General features: G+C 64.4%; 21 protein-coding genes and 2 pseudogenes. 7 read left to right on the top strand and 16 right to left on the bottom strand.

Annotated features, from left to right (window positions below):
• The coding region (locus WBF82_RS15975) for a GntR family transcriptional regulator (protein WP_424383961.1) at window positions 1-201 on the bottom strand (201 nt) is incomplete at its 3' end.
• Between the two features lie 63 nt (window positions 202-264).
• Here WBF82_RS15975 and WBF82_RS15980 point away from each other — a divergent pair.
• Genes WBF82_RS15980 through WBF82_RS15990 form a run of 3 tightly spaced genes read left to right on the top strand, consistent with a single transcriptional unit; the run spans window position 265 to window position 2,158 of the window.
• Complete coding sequence (locus tag WBF82_RS15980; RefSeq protein ID WP_424383980.1) at window positions 265-1,167, top strand: class I SAM-dependent methyltransferase; 903 nt, start codon at window positions 265-267, stop codon at window positions 1,165-1,167.
• A 5-nt stretch (window positions 1,168-1,172) separates the two neighbouring features.
• Window positions 1,173-1,667, top strand: a complete 495-nt coding sequence (locus WBF82_RS15985) for a nuclear transport factor 2 family protein (RefSeq protein WP_424383962.1) — start codon at window positions 1,173-1,175, stop codon at window positions 1,665-1,667.
• Window positions 1,664-2,158 (top strand): nuclear transport factor 2 family protein, encoded by a 495-nt coding sequence (locus tag WBF82_RS15990; RefSeq protein ID WP_424383963.1) that lies wholly within the window; start codon window positions 1,664-1,666, stop codon window positions 2,156-2,158. The genes WBF82_RS15985 and WBF82_RS15990 overlap by 4 nt, the downstream gene beginning before the upstream one ends.
• A 43-nt stretch (window positions 2,159-2,201) precedes the next feature.
• Here WBF82_RS15990 and WBF82_RS15995 read toward each other — a convergent pair whose 3' ends face one another.
• From WBF82_RS15995 to WBF82_RS16010, 4 genes are all read right to left on the bottom strand, one after another.
• On the bottom strand, window positions 2,202-2,810 hold the full coding sequence (locus WBF82_RS15995) for an NPCBM/NEW2 domain-containing protein (RefSeq protein ID WP_424383964.1): 609 nt from the start codon (window positions 2,808-2,810) through the stop codon (window positions 2,202-2,204).
• A 129-nt stretch (window positions 2,811-2,939) separates the two neighbouring features.
• A complete protein-coding gene (gene nagA / locus WBF82_RS16000; protein WP_424383965.1) occupies window positions 2,940-4,088 on the bottom strand; it encodes an N-acetylglucosamine-6-phosphate deacetylase in 1,149 nt (382 codons plus the stop codon).
• On the bottom strand, window positions 4,079-5,476 hold the full coding sequence (locus WBF82_RS16005; protein WP_424383966.1) for a sugar porter family MFS transporter: 1,398 nt from the start codon (window positions 5,474-5,476) through the stop codon (window positions 4,079-4,081). The genes nagA and WBF82_RS16005 overlap by 10 nt, the downstream gene beginning before the upstream one ends.
• 16 nt (window positions 5,477-5,492) lie before the next feature.
• Complete coding sequence (locus WBF82_RS16010; RefSeq protein WP_424383967.1) at window positions 5,493-5,870, bottom strand: Rv2640c family ArsR-like transcriptional regulator; 378 nt, start codon at window positions 5,868-5,870, stop codon at window positions 5,493-5,495.
• Window positions 5,871-5,952: 82 nt separating this feature from the next.
• Here WBF82_RS16010 and WBF82_RS16015 point away from each other — a divergent pair, with 82 nt between their 5' ends.
• Entirely contained in the window at window positions 5,953-6,363 is a 411-nt protein-coding gene (locus WBF82_RS16015; RefSeq protein WP_424383968.1) for an ArsI/CadI family heavy metal resistance metalloenzyme, read from the top strand.
• A gap of 31 nt (window positions 6,364-6,394) precedes the next feature.
• A pseudogene (gene arsB, locus WBF82_RS16020) lies at window positions 6,395-7,905 on the top strand (ACR3 family arsenite efflux transporter).
• Here arsB and WBF82_RS16025 read toward each other — a convergent pair.
• The 3 genes from WBF82_RS16025 to WBF82_RS16035 all read right to left on the bottom strand — a co-directional run bounded on the left by WBF82_RS16025 (window position 7,902) and on the right by WBF82_RS16035 (window position 11,529).
• Complete coding sequence (locus tag WBF82_RS16025) at window positions 7,902-9,143, bottom strand: D-alanyl-D-alanine carboxypeptidase family protein (protein ID WP_424383969.1); 1,242 nt, start codon at window positions 9,141-9,143, stop codon at window positions 7,902-7,904. The pseudogene arsB and the gene WBF82_RS16025 overlap by 4 nt on opposite strands.
• A gap of 68 nt (window positions 9,144-9,211) precedes the next feature.
• On the bottom strand, window positions 9,212-10,201 hold the full coding sequence (locus WBF82_RS16030; RefSeq protein WP_424383970.1) for an SMP-30/gluconolactonase/LRE family protein: 990 nt from the start codon (window positions 10,199-10,201) through the stop codon (window positions 9,212-9,214).
• Window positions 10,198-11,529 carry an aspartate aminotransferase family protein gene (locus WBF82_RS16035; protein ID WP_424383971.1) on the bottom strand — a complete coding sequence of 444 codons (1,332 nt, stop codon included), beginning with the start codon at window positions 11,527-11,529 and terminating at the stop codon, window positions 10,198-10,200. The genes WBF82_RS16030 and WBF82_RS16035 overlap by 4 nt, the downstream gene beginning before the upstream one ends.
• A gap of 26 nt (window positions 11,530-11,555) precedes the next feature.
• Between WBF82_RS16035 and WBF82_RS16040 the strand changes: the two genes are divergently transcribed.
• Entirely contained in the window at window positions 11,556-12,458 is a 903-nt protein-coding gene (locus WBF82_RS16040; RefSeq protein WP_424383972.1) for a sigma-70 family RNA polymerase sigma factor, read from the top strand.
• Here WBF82_RS16040 and WBF82_RS16045 read toward each other — a convergent pair.
• The 8 genes and pseudogenes from WBF82_RS16045 to sdhC form a co-directional block, all read right to left on the bottom strand.
• The gene (locus tag WBF82_RS16045) at window positions 12,430-13,488 is read right to left on the bottom strand and encodes an alpha/beta hydrolase (protein ID WP_424383973.1); all 1,059 of its coding nucleotides are present in this window, start codon (window positions 13,486-13,488) and stop codon (window positions 12,430-12,432) included. The genes WBF82_RS16040 and WBF82_RS16045 overlap by 29 nt on opposite strands.
• Window positions 13,488-14,075 (bottom strand): class I SAM-dependent methyltransferase, encoded by a 588-nt coding sequence (locus WBF82_RS16050; protein WP_424383974.1) that lies wholly within the window; start codon window positions 14,073-14,075, stop codon window positions 13,488-13,490. Before WBF82_RS16050 ends, WBF82_RS16045 begins: the two co-directional genes overlap by 1 nt.
• A gap of 51 nt (window positions 14,076-14,126) precedes the next feature.
• Window positions 14,127-14,867 (bottom strand): helix-turn-helix domain-containing protein, encoded by a 741-nt coding sequence (locus WBF82_RS16055; RefSeq protein WP_424383975.1) that lies wholly within the window; start codon window positions 14,865-14,867, stop codon window positions 14,127-14,129.
• 9 nt (window positions 14,868-14,876) lie between these two features.
• Window positions 14,877-15,497: pseudogene (locus WBF82_RS16060) on the bottom strand (carboxymuconolactone decarboxylase family protein); the annotation flags it as partial.
• A gap of 317 nt (window positions 15,498-15,814) precedes the next feature.
• A complete protein-coding gene (locus WBF82_RS16065) occupies window positions 15,815-16,609 on the bottom strand; it encodes a succinate dehydrogenase iron-sulfur subunit (protein WP_424383976.1) in 795 nt (264 codons plus the stop codon).
• Window positions 16,609-18,363, bottom strand: a complete 1,755-nt coding sequence (sdhA, locus tag WBF82_RS16070; protein ID WP_424383977.1) for a succinate dehydrogenase flavoprotein subunit — start codon at window positions 18,361-18,363, stop codon at window positions 16,609-16,611. Before sdhA ends, WBF82_RS16065 begins: the two co-directional genes overlap by 1 nt.
• An 11-nt stretch (window positions 18,364-18,374) precedes the next feature.
• Complete coding sequence (locus WBF82_RS16075; protein WP_424383978.1) at window positions 18,375-18,842, bottom strand: succinate dehydrogenase hydrophobic membrane anchor subunit; 468 nt, start codon at window positions 18,840-18,842, stop codon at window positions 18,375-18,377.
• On the bottom strand, window positions 18,839-19,276 hold the full coding sequence (gene sdhC, locus WBF82_RS16080) for a succinate dehydrogenase, cytochrome b556 subunit (RefSeq protein ID WP_424383979.1): 438 nt from the start codon (window positions 19,274-19,276) through the stop codon (window positions 18,839-18,841). The genes WBF82_RS16075 and sdhC overlap by 4 nt, the downstream gene beginning before the upstream one ends.
• Before the next feature lie 203 nt (window positions 19,277-19,479).
• Here sdhC and WBF82_RS16085 point away from each other — a divergent pair.
• The coding region (locus tag WBF82_RS16085) for a cytidine deaminase (protein WP_424383981.1) at window positions 19,480-19,816 on the top strand (337 nt) is incomplete at its 3' end.

Genomic DNA, 19,816 nt, shown 5'->3' on the forward strand with positions numbered 1-19,816 from the left:
AGCCTCCACCACAGTCCCGCGCGCGAGGCCCAGTTGCGCAGCAAGCCCGCGCGACGACGGCAACCGCTCGCCGTGGGCTAGCCGGCCGTCCCGGATGGCTCGCCGCAGTGCACCTTCCAGAGCACGGCGCCGCCCTCGACCCGGCGGAATGTCGAGGTGCAAGTCGACTCCGACGGCACCACTGGTCCACGAATCCCGCATGGAATTGGACCTTACAGGTGAACCGGTCATCTCGTAGCGTCGAATGCTGTGACGAGTTCAGTCGTGACTGGCCGGCGCCTTGACCGTAAGGCGAGTTTGACCGCCCAGATCAATGCCGCCCAACGCGCCGCGGAGACGCTGCTGCCGCCGCGTCGTCGGCTCCTCGACGACCCATACTCGCGACACTTCGTCCGCCACCCGCTGCTACGAGCGGTGCTGGCCCACCGGCTGGCGGCCGATACGGCCATCCGCGTGTTCGATTGGCTGTGGGGCGGACTACATGCCCACATCATGCTGCGTGTGCGTTATGTCGATGACGTGTGTCGGGCGGCCATCAGCGATGGCATCGACCAGCTGGTGCTGCTCGGTGCTGGGTTCGACAGCACCAGCCTTCGGTTGGCCGGGACCCCGGTGGCGGTCTTCGAGGTCGACGCGCCCACCACCCAACAGGACAAGCGCGCGGCGATCGGAAACCTCCCGGACAACGGCCGAACAGTCTGGGTGCCATGCGATTTCGAAGACGGCGTGCTCCGCGGGCGATTGTTGGGCAGCGGGTTTGACCCGGACCGACGAAGCGTGATCGCCTGGATCGGGGTGACCCCATATCTGACCGGCCAGGCGATCGATCAAACTCTTGCCGACCTCGCGGCACTTTGCGCACCCGGCAGCCATCTTGTCCTGGACTACATCGAAGCCGACGTCGCCACTGCAACCAGCCGGTGGGCAAGCGCTCGCCGGGTCGCCCGCCTGGTTGCACGGCGCGGTGAACCGTATCGCAGCGGCTTCACCGCAGCCGGCCTGGATACTCTGCTTGCCGCCCACGGCTTCACCAGCCGCGAACACGCGAGCGTCTCCACACTCCTGCGGCGCTACGACCCGGCAGGCGAGCGCGGGCTCGCCGATGACGACTGGCTGGCCATCGCCTGCGCCCAACGTACTGCACCAACCACTCGGCACACGAAATGAGAGAGATGCCAAGCCAACTCGACACGTCGGAGATCGCAGCTGCGTTCGTGCAGCAATTTCGGGAGGTGTGGGCCGCGCCCACCGTCGAGCGCTTGGACGCGGTGACACATCCCGACGTCTGCTACCTCCAACCTCTGCATCCACCCGTGCACGGCCGAGAGCAAGCCGGCGTGTACTGGCGGCGCATCTTCACATTGGTGCCAGACCTGCACATCGACGTCGTGGACTGGGCGGTGTCCGCCGACGACATGGTGTACATCGAATTCCGGATCAACGGAACCCTGGGCGGAAAACCAATCAGCTGGCCGGCGGTCGATCGCTGCGAACTCGACGAGGCAGGACGGGTACGCCGGCGAACCTTGTACTGCGACTCCCTGCCGATGGTCAGGGCGGTGCTGCGGCCACGAGGGCTGGCGGCCCTACTGCGGGCGGGTATCCGCACCGGCCTCGACGCCGCGAGCGCGGCAATCCGGTCGGCGCAACGAGGTTCAGGCCGATGACGAACATGCCCGCAGCGGTGCGCGGCGCAGGCCGTCGCCCCGAGGACGCCGCCGCCTTTGTCGAATTCGTCGAACGCGCCACCAATGAATCCCGCGCCGACGCGATCTATGAGATCTTCGCCGCGGATGCACGGTCGGTGATGATCACCGACGGAGCGTGGGAGGAATCCGTTGGCGTACACGCCATCCACGACACGTGGTCGACGACTTGCTCGACGTTCAAGGCGTGTCACTTCCGGCTCGAAAAGACCCTCGTCGCTGCAACCGACGACACCATCGTCAACGACTGGCGCGGTGGGCCTCGCGGGCGCCGCGATAGCTGCGGCATAGAGGTGTGGCGGTTCGACCATCACGGCAAAGTGATCGACCTGCAGTTCTACAACTACCTCAAGATCAGGCCCACGCTGCATCCGATACAAGCGCTGAGGCTGCTGCTGGGCTCACCCACAATGACGATAGTCGCCGCGTGGGCGAGACTACGCCAACGCTGATCCCGGTCCAGCACAACAAGACTGGCAGCGCCGCTGGTTGCCTTTAGCTGGCGACCTCATCGAGTTCGGCACCGCCCAGAGCGCCGTAGGGTGTCCCTGAGGCGGTGCAGAGTTCGTTATTAACGGCAATTGCCGCCACAACAAGGGCGTCAACCCCACTGACATCCACGTCGACCGGCACCGGGGTCTGCTTGGTAAGTGCAAATTGCTGCAGGGTGCGATTGTCGCCTGAGATCGTGACATTGACGTTGAGTTGCTCGGGCGTGTGCGGCTGGAGTCCAGCGGTCGCATGCAGCCGACTGAACTTGTGGGACAGTCGATATGTCGTCGTCGCCGGTTGGCCTCCGCACCCAACCCACATTCCGGTCGAGTTTGGGTAACTTTGTCCGGCCAGACTGGCGTTGATGGCTTTGCCGTTCGGTCCGACTGAGTGCTCTGCTTCGAACTCTTGGTACAGGGGCACTTGGACGGCATTTCCCGCTGTGGTCGGAGCCGTGGTGGTACCGGGGGCGGTGGCCGTTGCTGACACCGATGCGGTGACCGTCTCCGTCGACGTGGTGTTGGTCTGCTGCTTGGGCGAGCCGCAACCGCTTATTGCCACGATGGCTGACGCCACGATGATCGCGTGAGTTCGGAACGGACCTACCATCATCACCCCTCCTTGGGAGGATATTGAGCCCGGCTCGCGGGGCGGCCGGAGGCTTTGCTGCCTCGAATCCTCAAGCTAGCAAACAGGCGGCAGGACGGTCGGAAAACCGCAAGATTGGCATGACAGGGCAGATCAGCGCTGCGATGCCTCCAGCCATTCGCCGTCGGCCATGACACCGATCACCTGCAAATCCTGGTTCAGCACAACAAGATTGGCGTCAGCACCGACGCGCAAACCGCCGACATTACCGAGGCCGAGCGCTCGGGCCGGTGTCATCGAGGTCATCTGCACCGCGGCGGCCAGCGCCGCGTCGCGGTCTGCGCCGAGGCCGGCGGCGGCCCGGAAAAGCTGGTCCATCGTCGCGGTGCTTCCGGCGATCGTTGAGGTTCCACGCACGCGTGCGACGTTCTCGACGACTTCGATCTGCACTGTGCCGAGCTGAAATTCGCCGTCGCCTAACCCTGCCGCTGCCGTGGCATCGGTGACCAACGCCACCCTGTCAGCTCCCGCTGCCGCGATCACCGCTCGTTGCATTGCGGGGTGGATATGTACGCCATCGGCAATCAACTCGACGATTACTCTGCCATCCTCCAACAACGCGATCGCCGGGCCGGGCTCGCGGTGATGCACGGGGCGCATCGCGTTGAATAGATGAGTGCCGACCGTCGCGCCGAGCTCGATGGCATGGCGGGTCTGCTCATAGGTGGCATCCGTATGCCCAACGGCGACAACAACTCCGGCCTCGACAAAGCGGGAAATCGCTCCGTCGCTCCCACCGCGTTCCGGTGCCAGGGTGACCATCCGGATCGCGTCGCCGCCGACGGTCAACAGCGAGTCGATCTCAGCGGGTTCCGGGTCGCGCAGTTGCTCAGGATCGTGCGCGCCGCAGCGTGCGCTGCTCAGCCACGGCCCCTCCAGATGGATGCCGGCGACGACGCCCGCACGGGTGGAATCGGCGAGTGAACGCACCGCCGTGCCCAAGTCGGCGGGCGATGTGGTGACGATGCTGGCGATCGCGGTGGTGGTGCCGTGTCTGCGGTGAAACAGAGCCGCGCGCAGGATATCCGCGTCATTGCCGTCGGTGTATGACGCTCCGCCGCCACCGTGTGCATGGATATCGACGAATCCGGGTACTAGCAGCGCCTCGGGCATGTCGACATCGGCTGGCCGCGGCGGCAGGCCCGACCCGCAGCCTGCGATTCGTCCGTTCGAGGTTTCCACCCAACCGGGACGGCACAGGCCGTCTTCCAGTGCGACAGTGCCAACGGCGATCAGCGACATGCTGGCACATCCGTTGCCGTGCTGGTGAATTCGTCAGGCCAGCGGCCGTCGTTCTCCCAAAAGTGACGGATCTCTTCGAGTTGCCGACGTTTGGTCTCGGGAGCATACCGGTACGCGAACCCGAACGCGGCGACCGCGAAAACGCCGAATGCTGCGAAAGTGCCTGCACCGCCAAGCGAGTGCAGCATCGTCAGGAACAGCCCGGCTACCACGGCGTTGGCTAGATGGTTGACCGTCAGCATCGCGCTCGATCCCATCGAACGCAGCCGGGACGGGAAACTTTCCCCGGCGTAGACCCACACCAGCGCGCCGAAGCCGAAGGTGAACCCCACCGTGAATACCAGTACGCCGGTGAATCCGAATATTGCGGGGGAGTGCGCAGCGAATACGACTATCAGCGCTACATCCGCAGCGATCATCATCGCGATGCCGGACAACAGAATCGGCCGTCGGCCCAGCCGGTCGACCAGCGCTACGGAGACCAACACCGCGGCCAGCGCCGCGACCTGGACTATCGCCGGTAGTACCAGCAGCGAGAAGTTGCCACGGAAGCCCATCGCGTCGAATAGGCGGGGGCTGTAATAGACGATCGCGTTGATGCCGGTGATTTGAATGAAAAATCCCAACCCGATGACAAAGATAGTGGCGCGAAAGTATGGCCGGCGCAGCATCTCGGCGAACGTGCCGCCGTGTTCTTCCTTGAGCGCAGCACTGATTTCGGCGAGCTCATGTTCGACGTCACCGTCGGGCTCCACCAGTTGGAGCGCCCTGCGGGCGTCGGCGACCCGACCCTTGAGCACATACCACCGCGCGGTGTCGGGCATCCGCAGCATCACCACTGCCAGCAGTGCTGCCGGGATGGCGGCCAGCGCCAGCATCGCGCGCCAGTCGCGCGAATCGGCCAACACATAGCAGGCCAGGTAGCCGACGATGATGCCGAATACGGTTGCGACCTGGTAGCCGACCAGCAATGAACCGCGTACGCGGGCCGGCGCGGATTCGGCTACGAACACCGGGACCACCACGACCGACACTCCGATGGTCATGCCCAGCAGTAACCGGGCCGTCAGCAGCATTGGCACGGAGTCCGACATCGCGCCCAGCATCGCGAAGACCGTATAGCCGACCGCCACCAGCACCATCGACCACCTGCGCCCAATCAGATTGGCGAGCATCCCGGCGCCCAACGCGCCGGCGATCTCGCCGAGCACCACTGCGGTTGTCACCAGCTCCTGTTGCCGTGTCGTCAGACCGAATTCGTCGGTGATGAACAGCATCGCACCGGCGATGTTGGATAGGTCGTAGCCGTAGACGATGCCCAGACTTGCTGCGGTGAGGCCTAGTAGGAGCCCGTGCCGCCGGGTGTGTAGCTCGTTGGTCTGGCCCACTCTCACCCCTTTGCGACTACGTGCAGCAGCTCGGGTCGAGCGCCACGCAAAGCGCCTGTAACGCTTCCGGGCGGACCTTGTGAAAAACATTCATCCCACGGCGATCTGAAATCACCAGGCCTGCCTTACGCAGCTGGGTCAGGTGATGACTGACCGTGGACTCACTCAAGTCGAGAATGGCCGCAAGCTCTCCGGAAATCTCCTCACCGGCCGAGCAACTGAACAGATGCGCGATGATCTTGACTCGAACCGGGTCGGCAAGGGCCTTCAAACGCAGCGCAATCTGCAACGCGTCGGTGTCGCTCATCGGTCCTGCGGCCACCGGGGCACAACAGACCGGGGCGGTCGTATCGATCACCGGTAACGCTTTGGGCCTCACACTATCTTGCCACATGCCTTGACATATATCGAAAAGGTCGGCATGCTAGGCCGCAGCAGTAGTTCGATATATGTCTCACAAGTGGGAGGTTCGTGCCATGTCACGGGTTCAGCTGGCGCTCAACGTTGAGGACCTCGATCAGGCAATTACGTTCTACTCCAAGCTGTTTCACGCTGAACCAGCCAAACGCAAGCCCGGCTATGCGAACTTCGCCATCGCTGATCCGCCGCTGAAACTGGTGCTGCTGGAGAACCCTGGTCAGGGCGGGACGCTGAATCACCTCGGGGTCGAGGTCGAATCCAGCGAGGTCGTGCACGCCGAGATCGCTCGGTTGACGGAGGCCCAAATGTTCACCGAAGAGGAGATCGGTACTACCTGTTGCTTTGCGAAGCAGGACAAGGTTTGGGTCACCGGCGCCAGCGGCGAGCGCTGGGAGGTCTACACCGTGCTCGCCGATTCCGATAGCTTTGGCGTCAGCCCCAGCCAGTCTCAGCCCTGCTGCTCATAGCCGACTGCTATCCATTGAACGAGACCATCAAATGACGGACACCACCGCCGCCGTTGCCGAAACCACAGCGGCAACACGGCTTTCCACACTGGATCGGCTGTTGCCGGTGTGGATTGCGGCCGCGATGGCCACCGGCCTGCTGCTGGGACGCTGGGTTCCCGTCTTCAACACTGTCCTTCAAAAAGTCCAGATCGACGGGATCTCGCTGCCCATCGCACTGGGGTTACTGATCATGATGTACCCAGTACTGGCCAAGGTGCGTTACGACCGGCTCGACACCGTCACCAGCGATCGCCGACTGCTGATCAGCTCGCTGCTGCTCAACTGGGCGCTCGGCCCGGCGGTGATGTTCACCCTGGCCTGGCTGATGCTGGCCGATCTACCCGAATACCGCACCGGCCTGATCATTGTCGGTTTGGCCCGCTGCATCGCGATGGTCATCATCTGGAATGATCTGGCCAACGGGGACCGCGAAGCCGCCGCGGTGCTGGTTGCGTTGAACTCGATCTTTCAGGTTCTGATGTTCGCCGCCTTGGGCTGGTTCTATCTGTCAGTGCTCCCGGGCTGGCTGCACCTGCCGCAAACCACTATCTCGTCCTCGCCTTGGCAGATCGCCAAATCCGTGCTGATCTTTCTGGGAATTCCCTTACTTGCTGGATACCTGTCCCGCCGCGGGGGCGAAAAAGCCAAGGGCCGCGACTGGTATGAGACTCGCTTCCTGCCCGCAATCGGGCCCTGGGCACTCTATGGGCTGCTGTTCACTATCGTGATCCTGTTCGCTCTCCAGGGCCACCAGATCATTACTCAGCCATGGGATGTCGCCCGCATTGCTCTGCCACTTTTGGCTTACTTCGCCATCATGTGGATCGGTGGCTACATTTTGGGCGCCGCACTCGGTTTGGGATATGAACGCACCGCTACGCTCGCATTCACTGCTGCCGGCAATAACTTTGAACTGGCTATCGCGGTGGCGATCGCGACCTACGGCGCCGCATCCGGCCAGGCCTTGGCCGGCGTCGTTGGGCCACTCATCGAAGTGCCTGTTCTCGTCGCGCTCGTCTACGTCTCGCTCGCCGTGCGACCACGCCTATTCTCGTCCGCTGCTGGCACAGTCGATTCCGTCGGCAGCGCCCACCAATGAGCGGGAGGCCCCGCGTCCTTTTCGTCTGCGTGCACAATGCCGGCCGCTCCCAAATGGCAGCCGGGCTGCTAACTCATCTCGCCGGTGGTCGAATCGAAGTTCGTTCGGGGGGAACCGAACCCGCCGATCACATCAACCCGAGCGCCGTCACGGTCATGGCTGAACTCGGTATCGATATCACCGCCGAGAACCCGAAAGTTGTGACCCCCGACGCGGTTGAGGCCAGCGACGTCGTGATCACCATGGGCTGTGGCGACACCTGCCCGTACTATCCCGGAGTGTCCTACCGCGATTGGAAACTTGACGACCCGGCAGGTCAACCGCTGGACGCTGTTCGCGTCATACGCGATGAGATCGCCGAACGCGTTCGCGCACTCATCGCCGAACTTCTGCCGACTTAGTTCTGCGGCCGACGATTCAACGCGCGAGCGGCCATGATCAATCCGAGCACGATGACGGTACCGATCACCGCCACACCGACTCGTACCGGCAGCGAGTCGGCGGATGGCATGAGCGTGGCCGCGTTCGTCGATGTCCCGGGAGCCGCGTCACTGCCGTTCACCGTCTTGGGCGCGGCCAACGACGGGTCGGGTTCGATCAGCGTTCCCACCCGAGTACCCGGCGCGGTCGCGAATCCATAATCCAGCAGATGTGCGGCCTGCTCCCATGGGGCAATCGGCATACGGGTGCCGTGCAGCAGCACAGCCATCAGCCGACGCCCGTCGCGGTTAGCCGCGCCCACGAACGTCTGGCCCGCGTCGTCGGTGTAGCCGGTCTTGCCGCCGAGGGCACCCGGATAGTGGTAGAGCAGCTGGTTGTCGTTTTCCAGCTCGTAGCCAGGGTGGTCGGCATGCCCGGGGAAATCGAACTTCTCCGTGTGCACGATGTCAGCGAAAGTTGGGTTCTGCCAGGCATATCGGTAGAACAGCCCGATGTCGTAGGCCGATGTGCTCATGCCGGGTCCGTCCAGTCCGGACGGCGTCGCGGCGCGGGTGTCGCGGCCACCGAGCTTGGCGGCCAGCGAGTTGATCTTTTCCAGCGCGACTTGCATCCCGCCCAGCTGCATCGCAAGCGCGTGCGCCGCATCGTTGCCGGAGTGCATCAGCAGCCCGTGCAGCAACTGGTTGACGGTGTAGGTGCCACCCGGAGCAACGCCGACCCGGGTGCCCTCCGCGCCGGCATCCTCGGGCGTGCCGTCGACGGTCTTGTTGAGGTTGAGCTCGCGCAGCGATTCCATCGCGACGAGCACCTTGATGACGCTGGCCGGGCGTTGGCGGCCGTGTGGGTCGCGGGCCGCGATGATCGCGCCGCTGTCCAGGTCGGCCACCACCCACGCCTCCGCGGAGACGTCGCCGGGCACCGGCGGGGTGTCGGCCGCGGTGACCACACCGCAGCCGCCCAATGCATTACCACCGATCGGCGACGGGGGCACCGGCAGTGGCATGGGCGGGTCACCAGCCTGCGGGACTTCCGACGAGTCGACGGCCGGCGGGGTGGCCACCTTGTACGGGCAGGCGTCGGGTGTCGGACCGGATCCGGCAGCGGGCTCGGCAAGCGCGATCGGGACGCCGAGGACGACGGGCGCCGCAGCCAGGAAAGTCGCCGCTACCAGGCATGACGCAGTGCGTAAGAGGTCCATCGTCTGTGCAGAGTAGGCGATCAAGGGCCGGATTTCGAGGAGCCGCGCTGTGACTGGTGTTACGGAAGTTACAAATCCAGGTAACACACGCCCGGGCCGGCGATGCGGCCCAGCCACAGCCGTCGGGGTGTTTCCACGACTCCGGTGGCCAGGCCGAAGGCCGGATGCTGGGTGCGTAGCTGGGTCACGACGCGTCCGTCGTCGGGGTCGAACGCGATCACCCACACCGTCGGTTTCGGGTTCGGAAGCCAGCGGTAGGGAAGTCTCCACAGCAGCGAGCGGACGACCGGGGCGCGGGGGCCCAGCCATTCGCTGAGCTTGTTGCGCTCCGAGACCATCGCGACCCAGATCCTGCCGTCGAGACCGGTCGAGATGTTGTCGGGGTAACCGGGCAGGTCGGTGGCCAGCGGAGTGATCGAGCCGGCACGGCTTCCGGCGAGCCAGTACTTGGACAACCGGCAGCCGGTGGTCTCGGCGAACACCAGCGCCGACTCATCAGCGGTCAGCGTGACGCCGTTGGCGAAGTGCAGATCGGACGCGAGCACGCCGACCGTCCCGTCGGGATCACGCCGGAACAGCGAACCGGTCGCACGTCCCTCGACAACGGCACCCTTGTAGTACTCGTAGTGGAATCGGCTGGTGGACTCGGTGAAAAAGATTGTGCCGTCCGATGATTCGACGACATTGGAGCAGAATGTCAGAGCCCGTCCGGCCACCTCGGCGACCAACGTCTCCAAAGTTCCGGCGGCAGGGTCGTATCGCAGCAGGCCGCGGTGGCTGTCGCAGATCAGCAGCCGGCCGTCGCGGGCGACCGCCAAGCCCAGCGGTCGGCCGCCGGTGTTGACCATCACCCGGGTGGAGTTGCCGTCCGGGGAGATCCGGACGATGCGGCCGTCCTCGACACCGGTCCAAATGTTGCCCTCCGCGTCGGCGACGACATCCTCGGGGGCGGTGCCGGGTAGCTCCACCACGTGCAGCGCGGCGGTGAGGTCAGGTTCGGGCAATGGCCGTGACGGCGGTGGTTGCCAGCGGATCGGGTCGATGGCTGGTTTGGTCACAGGCGACTCCCAACATCGGTCAGCACACTGCGCAGAATTGCTTCGATGGTGTCGAACTCGGCTTGGCCGCTGATCAGCGGCGGCGCCAACTGAATAACGGAATCGCCGCGATCGTCAGTGCGGCAATACAGCCCGGCCTCGAAGAGCGCCGACGACACGTGGCCGAGCAGCGAGCGGCGTTCGGCATCGCTGAACGTTTGCTTGGTCGCCTGGTCCTTGACCAGTTCCACGCCGTAGAAGTAGCCCTCGCCGCGGACATCGCCGACGATCGGCAAGTCGTACAGCTTTTCCAGGGTGGCACGGAAAACCGGTGCGTTGGTTTTGACGTGGTCGTTGAGGCCCTCACGCTCGAAGATGTCGAGGTTAGCCAGCCCGACGGCGGCCGACACCGGGTGGCCGCCAAACGTATAGCCGTGCGGGAACATCGTGCTGCCGTCGTTGAACGGCTCGAACAACCGCTCGGCGGCGATCATCGCGCCGATCGGCGAGTAGCCAGACGTCATCCCTTTGGCGCAGGTGATCATGTCGGGCACGTAGCCGAAGTCGTCACAGGCGAACATGGACCCGATCCGACCGAACGCGCATATCACCTCGTCCGAGACCAGCAGCACGTCGTAGGCGTCGCAGATCTCTCGCACTCGCTCGAAATAGCCTGGGGGAGGCGGGATGCTGCCGCCGGCGTTCTGCACCGGCTCCAGGAACACCGCGGCCACGGTGTCGGGTCCTTCGAACTCGATCGCCTCGGCGATCCGCTCGGCGGCCCATTGCCCGAAGGTTTTGATGTCGGCGCTAAACGGTTCCGGCGCGCGGTAGAAGTTCGTGTTGGGCACCCGGAAGCCACCGGGCGTCACCGGTTCGAACGGCGCCTTGTACTTCGGCAGCCCGGTGATGGCCAGGGCGCCCTGGGTGGTGCCGTGGTAGGCCACTGACCGCGAAATCACTTTGTGCTTACCAGGTTTGCCGGTCAGCTTGAAATACTGCTTGGCTACTTTCCAGGCTGTCTCAACGGCCTCGGTGCCGCCGGTGGTGAAGAACACCCGGTTCAAGTCGCCGGGGGCGTAATGCGCGAGCCGCTCAGCGAGCTCGATCGCCGTTGGTGTGGCGTATCCCCACAGCGGAAAGAACGCCAGGGTGCTCGCCTGCCGGGCGGCCACCTCGGCGAGTTCGGTACGACCATGGCCAACTTGAACAGTGAACAGACCGGACAACGCGTCGAGGTAGCTCTTGCCGCGATCGTCGAAGATCGTGACTCCCTCGCCCCGAGTGATGATCGGCGGCGTGATGTCCGGGCCATGCCGGGTGAAGTGCAGCCACAGGTTGTCAGTCATCTTGTTCGCGAGCGTAGCCTCGCGATATGACCGCAGCGCAGCAGGTCGGCGAGTTTGAAGCCCTGCGACCGCATCTCATGTCAGTCGCCTACCGGCTGACCGGCACCGTGGCCGACGCCGAGGACATCGTCCAGGATGCCTGGTTGCGCTGGCGCGGCCAGGACCAAACGATCGCTGACTTGCGGGCCTGGCTGACCACCGTGGTCAGCCGGCTGGGCCTGGACCGGTTGCGCTCGGCCGCACATCGTCGTGAGACCTACAGTGGAAACTGGCTGCCCGAGCCGGTGGTCACCGGGTTGGACGAGGCCGATCCGTTGTCGGCCGTGGTGGCCAACGAGGACGCCCGGTTCGCGGCAATGGTGGTGCTGGAGCGTCTGTCGCCCGATCAGCGGGTCGCTTTCGTGCTGCACGACGGATTCGCGGTGCCCTTCAACGAAGTCGCTGAGGTGCTCGGGACAAGCGACGCCACCGCGCGCCAGTTGGCATCGCGCGCCCGCAAAGCCGTGGCCGCCGAGCCGCCGCCGGAACCAGACCCCTCGCACAACGAGGTGGTCGGCAAGCTGATGGCTGCCATGGCCACCGGCGACTTGGAGGCCGTGGTGGCGCTGCTGCATCCGGACGTCGTTTTCACCGGCGATTCAAATGGCAAGGCGCCCACGGCAGTCCACGTCATCCATGGGGCGGACAAGGTGGCGAGGTTCATCTTCGGTTTGGCCAGCCGATACGGTCCCGCATTCTTTACGGCGAATCAACCGGGGCTGGTCAACGGTCAACTGGGCGTGTACACGGCGGGCAGCCCCGGCGACGACGGTCACTGGCCAATGTTGCCGCGGATTCTGGCGATAACGGTGCGCGATGGAAAGGTGTGCGCGCTATGGGATATCGCCAATCCGGACAAGTTCACCGGTTCTCCACTGCGGCGGTCCTGAGGGCGACTCGGAGCGCATCGGCTACTTCGCTCGCGGCTTCGGCGAACCGGCCGCCCAAGCCGACGAAGTTGAGGAATGCGTGCGGCAGGTCGGCCTGGCGGGTTAACGCCACCGGGATTCCACCGGCTCGAAGTTTGTCCGCGTATGCCTCGCCGTCGTCGCGGATAGGATCGAACCCGGCGGTGGCGATGTAGGCCGGTGGTACGCCCGTGATGTCGCCGCGCTGTGGTGACAGTCGCGGATCCTTCACGTCGGTTCCCGAGGGTATGTAGTTGGCCATCACCCACTGCAGATTGCGTTCGGTGAACGTCGAACCTTGGGCGAACAGGTCGCGCGACGGCCGGCGGGTGCTCAGATCGGTAGCTGGATAGAGCAGCAGCTGAAAAGCCGGCACCGGACCGCCTCGTCGCGCTGCCTGTTGTGCAGTCACCGCGGCGAGATTGCCGCCGGCACTGTCGCCGCCGACGGCGATGCGGTCGGGATCAGCACCCATATCGGCGGCGTGGGCGTGGGCGTATTCGAATGAGGCGAGTGCGTCGTCGGCGGCGGCGGGAAATGGGTGCTCGGGTGCGCGTCGATACTCGACCGACAGCACTCGGACATCGGCGTGGCTTGCTAAATAGCGGGCCACCGGGTCGTGGCTTAGCCGCGAGCCGACCGAGAAGCCACCGCCGTGGGTGTACACCAACAGCCCGGACGGCTCGGGCAGGTCCGCAGGCGTGTAGAGGGTGGCCGGGATGTCGCCGTGCTCGGCGGGCATGATGATCTCCCGCGTCGCGATAGGAACAGGGGACTCGTACCCGATGATGCTCGGAAGTGCGTCATATCGAGCGCGAGCTTCGTCGACCGGACCGTCGAAAACATCAGAGCCAGCACGGTTTTTGAGTCGGATAGCCAGCTGGGCGTCGAGCGCCATCTCCTGCCCGTCGATTCGCAATGGCGGACCGGCCAACAATCGGCGGACCGGCGTGGGCAATGCGAAGAGACCGCTGACCACTTTCGCTTTCGCGCCACTACCCAACAATGACATCAGATCTCCTCCGTGTGCTTGTGCGCGACGAATTGCATGACGTGCCCGAGGAATCGGGTTCGCAAGCTGACGGCGAGCCCGTTACGTGTGCACTCGGCCCGGAAGTCGTCGGGCTCGACCAGACGATGCGGTGAGCCGTCTAAACGATGAAACAGACTCGCGAGCGCAGTCTGGGTCAGGTCATAGCCAACGAAGATGCCGCCCCGTCGCAACACGCGTGCTACTTCGGCGACAGCGCGTTCCCAGTCGATGATGTGGTGCAGCATCAGGCAGCTGACCACGGAGTCGAAGGACTCATCGGGGAACGGCATCGCGGTGGCGTCAGCCGTTTTCACCGATGCGCCGGCGAACTCACCCAAGCGTGTGGCGGCGGCTTGCGTCATGCCCGGGTCGATATCTATTGCGGTCCAAGCAAGGTCGGGGTCCTCCGAAAGAAGCTGCTGAGCAACGGATCCACTGCCAGCGCCGATTTCCAGTACGTCGCGGCCCAGTCGTTGGGTGGACACTTCCCGCGCGATCGCGGAACTGCTGGAACGCCAAAACGAGCTGCAGCAGTAGACACGTTCGAATGAGGACATCGCAGGCATATCCCAAGCATGGATCGGCCACGCACCGAACGCTTGTACGGATCCGTCAGATCAGGGCCTCAGCAATGTGCGTCGGACCGCGTCAGCGAGTTCGCTTGGGGTTGCCCCGGTCATTTCCCAGCACACCTTGTTGGCGTGCGATCCATCGGCAAACCCGGCCTGGTGGGCGGCGTCGGTGACGGAGTAACCATCGAGCAGGTAGCTCACGGCGGCAATCAGCCGCTCCCAGCGGATCGTGGCCGAAAACGAGATGCCGTTCTGCTGTTTGGCGAGCCGCCCGAGATAGTCGGGCGACAGCGCTACCGCGCTCGCGGCCGAAGTCACATCGATATGGTCGGGCACCCGGCTCGACACGACTTCGATCGCCTGCCGCAGCTGCGGGTGAACGGGCGGTGGCTCCTGCGCTCCGCAAAGCCGATCGACGAGAAAATCCGCAGCCGCGCCAGGACCGTCATTGTCTAGCAGCGTGGCCGTCGCCTCCGCTAGGTGCTCGCCATCATCGACAACCCAGACACGAGGGCGCGCAATGGTATTCAGCGCGATCCCTTGCGGTGTCTGTAGCCCGAGATACAGCGTCACCGCCCCGGATTCCGGCTGCGATCGCACGGCATGGCGCACTCCGCTGGCGATCACGACCAGCCGGCACGCTTCGTGCGTCTCGCCGTCACGGGTGACTGTTAACGGACCGCGCCCGCCGACGGTGATTTGAACCGCCGCGTGATGGTGCACGGCAAGGTCGGAAAACCCGCCGGCAATCATGAGCCGGCCCGGGCTCAGCTCCCAGACCTGCATGTCGCCACTTTAGCGCTGCGCTGGGGTTTCGGTAGTTTCCGTGGCCCATGGAACACGGCACGCGTCACCGGAATTGAAGCCCTGCTCGGTGATGCCCAGTGCGGAGTTCACCCGCGCTCGCATGTTCTCCAATCCGATCTGGTAGGTCAGCTCAAAGACGCCGGCGTCGCCGAAGCGGGTCTGGAGATCGGCTACCTGCTCGTCGGTAACGGTGTGTGGGTCCGTGGTGATCGCGTCGGCGTAGGCGATGGCGGCGCGCTCATCGTCGCTGAATGCCGTTGAGGTGGCGTAGTTGTCGATGTCCTTGAGCCGCTCCATGTCGAGGCCGTCCAGCCGCTGCAGCATCGACCCGAAGTCGACGCACCACGAGCAGCCGATCGCGCGCGCGGTCCATAGCACCGCTAGCTCGCGCACGCCGACCGGCAGCGTCTTCGACGCTCGGTCGACCATGGTTTCGTGCACAGCGCCGGCGATCATCAGTTTGCGATGCTGTGCGGACACTGCGAACGGCTCGGGGACTTCACCGAAGCGCCGCTTGGCGTACCGGTACATGGCGCGGATTAGCCAATTGGCCTGTTTCGGAGGCAGGGGTTCGATGCGGGTTTTCTGTGTCATACCAGTCAGACGAGACAGCCAGCAAATGTGTGACGGTCGCTGGGCCGCGAGCTGACGTTGGTCACGTACTCGCGCACTGGCCGGTCAGCAGCCCTTGTCGGCGGCTGGTTCAGGCTTGCGTTGGTCTGGTACCGGCGGGGCTCGATCTCTGGCAACGCTGTGGTTGTGCGCACAGATTAGGGAACGGAGCTGTCTACTAGCTTATTCCCGCATGTGCAGGAGCTGTGCAGGGTGCCGGTGAAGGGTCATTGGCGAATATGCGGCTAGCCGCACTCTCGACGCCGAACGTGCGGCTAGCCGCACTCTCGCGACAAAGGCCGGCCCGAGGTCGCCTAGCGGGTGAACATCAACGCGCGCTTGACCTCTTGAACCGCCTTGGTCACTTCGATACCCCGGGGGCAGGCCTCGGTGCAGTTGAACGTGGTGCGGCAGCGCCACACCCCGTCGACCTCGTTGAGGATGTCGAGGCGCTCGGCCGCGGCCTCGTCGCGGCTATCGAAGATGAAACGGTGCGCGTTGACGATGGCCGCCGGACCGAAGTAGCTTCCCTCGTGCCAGAACACCGGGCAGCTGGTGGTGCACGCCGCGCACAGGATGCACTTGGTGGTGTCGTCGTAGCGCGCGCGATCGGTTTGGCTTTGAATTCGCTCACGGGTCGGCGGGTTGCCGCTGGTGATCAGGTAAGGCTTGACCGCGCGGTAGGCCTCGAAGAACGGCTCCATGTCGACCACCAGGTCCTTCTCCACCGGCAGCCCGCGGATCGGCTCGACCGTGATGGTGAGCGCCTTGTCAGCCTTTTTGGGAAGCAGGTCGCGCATCAGCACTTTGCAGGCAAGTCGGTTGACGCCGTTGATCCGCATGGCGTCCGAGCCGCAAACGCCGTGCGCGCAGGACCGCCGGAAGGTGAGCGTGCCGTCGAGGTAGCTCTTAATGTAGATCAGCAGGTTGAGCAGTCGGTCGGTGGGCAGGCAGGGTACCCGGAAGCTCTGCCAGCCACTGGAATCGGCGTACTGGTCCGGGTTTTCCGGATTGAACCGGGCGATCCTCAGCGTCACCATCACCGAACCCTCGGGGATCGGGGGCAACGGCGGATCCCCGCCTGGCGCGGTCTCAACAACCGAACTCATCAGTACTTCCGTTCCATTGGCTCGTAACGGGTTTGCACCACGGGCTTGAAATCCAGCCGTATGTCGCTGAGCAGGTCGGTGCCCTGCTTGTACGCCATGGTGTGGCGCATGTAGTTGACGTCGTCGCGGTTCGGATAGTCCTCGCGGGCATGACCACCGCGGGACTCCTTGCGGTTCAAAGCACCGACCACGGTGACCTCGGCCAGCTCGAGTAGGAAGCCCAGCTCGATGGCTTCGAGCAAGTCACTGTTGAAGCGTTTTCCTTTGTCGTGCACGGAGATCCGGGAGTAGCGCTCTTTGAGTGCGTGAATGTCGGTGAGCGCCTGCTTGAGGGTCTCCTCGGTGCGGAACACCGCGGCGTTGTTGTCCATCGTCTGCTGCAACGCTCCGCGGATGTCGGCGACGCGCTCGTTGCCATGCTCCGACAGGATGTCGGCCACCCAACCGACCACCATCGCCGCGGGCTCGGGCGGCAGTTCGGCGAAATCGTGGCCCAGGGCGTAGTTTGCCGCAGCGATTCCGGCCCGCCGGCCGAAGACATTGATATCCAGCAGCGAGTTGGTGCCCAGCCGGTTGGCGCCATGCACCGACACGCACGCGCACTCGCCGGCCGCGTACAGGCCGGGCACGGTAGCTGTGTTGTCCCGCAACACTTGTCCGGTAATCGTCGTCGGTATGCCGCCCATCACGTAGTGGCAGGTTGGGTATACCGGGACCAGCTCTTTGACGGGGTCCACGCCAAGGTAGGTGCGGGCAAACTCGGTGATGTCGGGCAGCTTTGCCTCCAGCACCTCCTCGCCGAGGTGACGGACGTCGATGTAGACGTAGTCCTTGTGCGGGCCCGCGCCGCGGCCCTCCAGCACTTCCAGCACCATCGAGCGGGCGACGATGTCGCGCGGCGCCAGGTCGACGATCGTGGGGGCGTAGCGCTCCATGAACCGCTCGCCTTCTCCGTTGAGCAGCCGTCCACCCTCGCCGCGCACGGCTTCGGAGATCAAGATGCCCAGCCCGGCCAGACCTGTCGGGTGAAACTGGTGAAACTCCATGTCCTCCAACGGAAGTCCCTTGCGGAACACGATCCCGATACCGTCGCCGGTCAGCGTGTGCGCGTTGGAGGTGGTCTTGTACATCCGGCCCGACCCGCCAGTGGCGATCACGACGGCCTTGGCGTGAAAGACGTGGATTTCGCCGGTGGCCAGCTCGTAGGCGACAACGCCGGTGGCCACCGGGCCGCTTGGGGTTTGGGTGAGCACCAAATCCAGCGCGTAGAACTCGTTGAAGAACTCGACGTCGTGCTTGACGCAGTTCTGGTACAGCGTCTGCAGGATCATGTGGCCGGTACGGTCGGCGGCGTAACAGGCTCGGCGTACCGGGGCCTTGCCGTGGTCGCGGGTGTGTCCGCCGAAGCGGCGCTGGTCGATGCGGCCTTCGGGGGTGCGGTTGAACGGCATCCCCATTTTCTCCAGGTCCAGCACGGCGTCGATGGCTTCCTTGCACATGATCTCCACCGCGTCCTGGTCGGCGAGGTAATCGCCGCCCTTGACGGTGTCGAAGGTGTGCCATTCCCAGTTGTCGTCTTCGACGTTGGCCAACGCCGCGCACATGCCACCCTGCGCAGCGCCAGTGTGGCTACGGGTCGGATAGAGCTTGGTCAGCACTGCCGTGCGCGCCCGAGGTCCGGCCTCGACGGCCGCCCGCATTCCGGCACCGCCCGCGCCGACGATCACCACGTCGTATCGGTGTTGCTGGATCACGGCTTAGCCTTTCACGAAATGTTCGGATCAAACGTCAGCAGCACATAGGTCCCGAGCACCAGCGTGAACACCATCGACAACGCAAGCAGGGAGTTCAGCCAGAAGCGGGTGGAATCCTTGCGGCTGTAGTCGTCAATGATCGTGCGCAGACCGTTGCCGCCGTGCAACTGGGCCAGCCAGAGCAGCAGCAGGTCCCAGGTCTGCCAGAACGGCGAGTGCCAGCGCTGCGCTACGTAGTTGAAGTCGATGCGGTACACCCCGTCGTCCCACATCAGCATCACGAACAAGTGCCCGAGCGCCAAGAACACCAGCACGATGCCGGAAAACCGCATGAACAGCCAGGCGTATTTCTCGAAGTTGGGCATGCCGGCGCGCCGGCGCGGGGCGCGCGGATTGTCCAGACCGGCCGGGCGGTCGTGGCTGCGCTGCCGTATCGGCGCGACCTGTCCGCGACTCAGTTGAAGGTCCGGGGAGCTCATCGGAAGTGTCCCAACATGTGCATGCCGACAACAACTGTCGCCGGCACCATCACCAGTAGCCACACGATGCCGATCGCCCACAGCATCAGCCGCTGATAGCGAGTGCCCTGCGCCCAGAAGTCGATCAGGATGACACGGATGCCGTTGAGCCCGTGATAGAGCACCGCGGCCACCAGTCCGAGTTCCATCAGACCCACGATCGGTGTCTTGTAGGTCGTGATGACTTCGTTGTAGGTCTGCGGGCTCACTCGAACCAGTGCGGTATCCAGCACATGCACGAACAGAAAGAAGAAGATCGTCGCCCCGGTGATGCGGTGCAGCACCCATGACCACATACCCGGATCGCCACGGTAGAGGGTTCGTCGTAACCGCCGTGCACGCGACGATCCGTCGCCCGGTGTCGGCGTAGCCGGATTCGCAGATGTCGTCGTCATCAGCGCCTCTCGATCTGTGGCGGCTGTGGGTGGGACTCCCGGGTGGGACTCTAAACCCATTTATGCGGTCAAAGGACCCGCTTCGTGTCCACCAACGCTTTCCAACGCGAAGAATCTAGGGTTGCCTTGTGAATTAGCCGACAGTGAACGAGGTAGCCCGATGCATTCCCGACACGCGTGGTATCGCGACCGTGACCGACACGATTAACTGGAATTTGCTGCGGGACAAGGCTATCCAAGCAGCGCAGAGAGCCTACGCCCCGTACTCGGGATTTCCGGTGGGTGCTGCGGCGTTGGTCGACGATCAGCGAATAATCACCGGCTGCAATGTGGAGAATGTCTCATATGGCCTGGGTCTCTGTGCCGAGTGCGCCGTGGTCTGCGCGTTGCATTCGACCGGCGGCGGCAGGCTGATCGCGCTGGCATGCGTCGACGGGCGCGGCTCGGCGCTGATGCCATGCGGCCGATGTCGTCAGGTGTTGCTGGAACACGGCGGGCCGGACCTACTCATCGATCACCCCGACGCACCCCGACGGCTGG

The organism is Mycobacterium sp., from assembly GCF_049673265.1.
In the GTDB taxonomy this organism is placed as follows: Bacteria; Actinomycetota; Actinomycetes; order Mycobacteriales; family Mycobacteriaceae; genus Mycobacterium.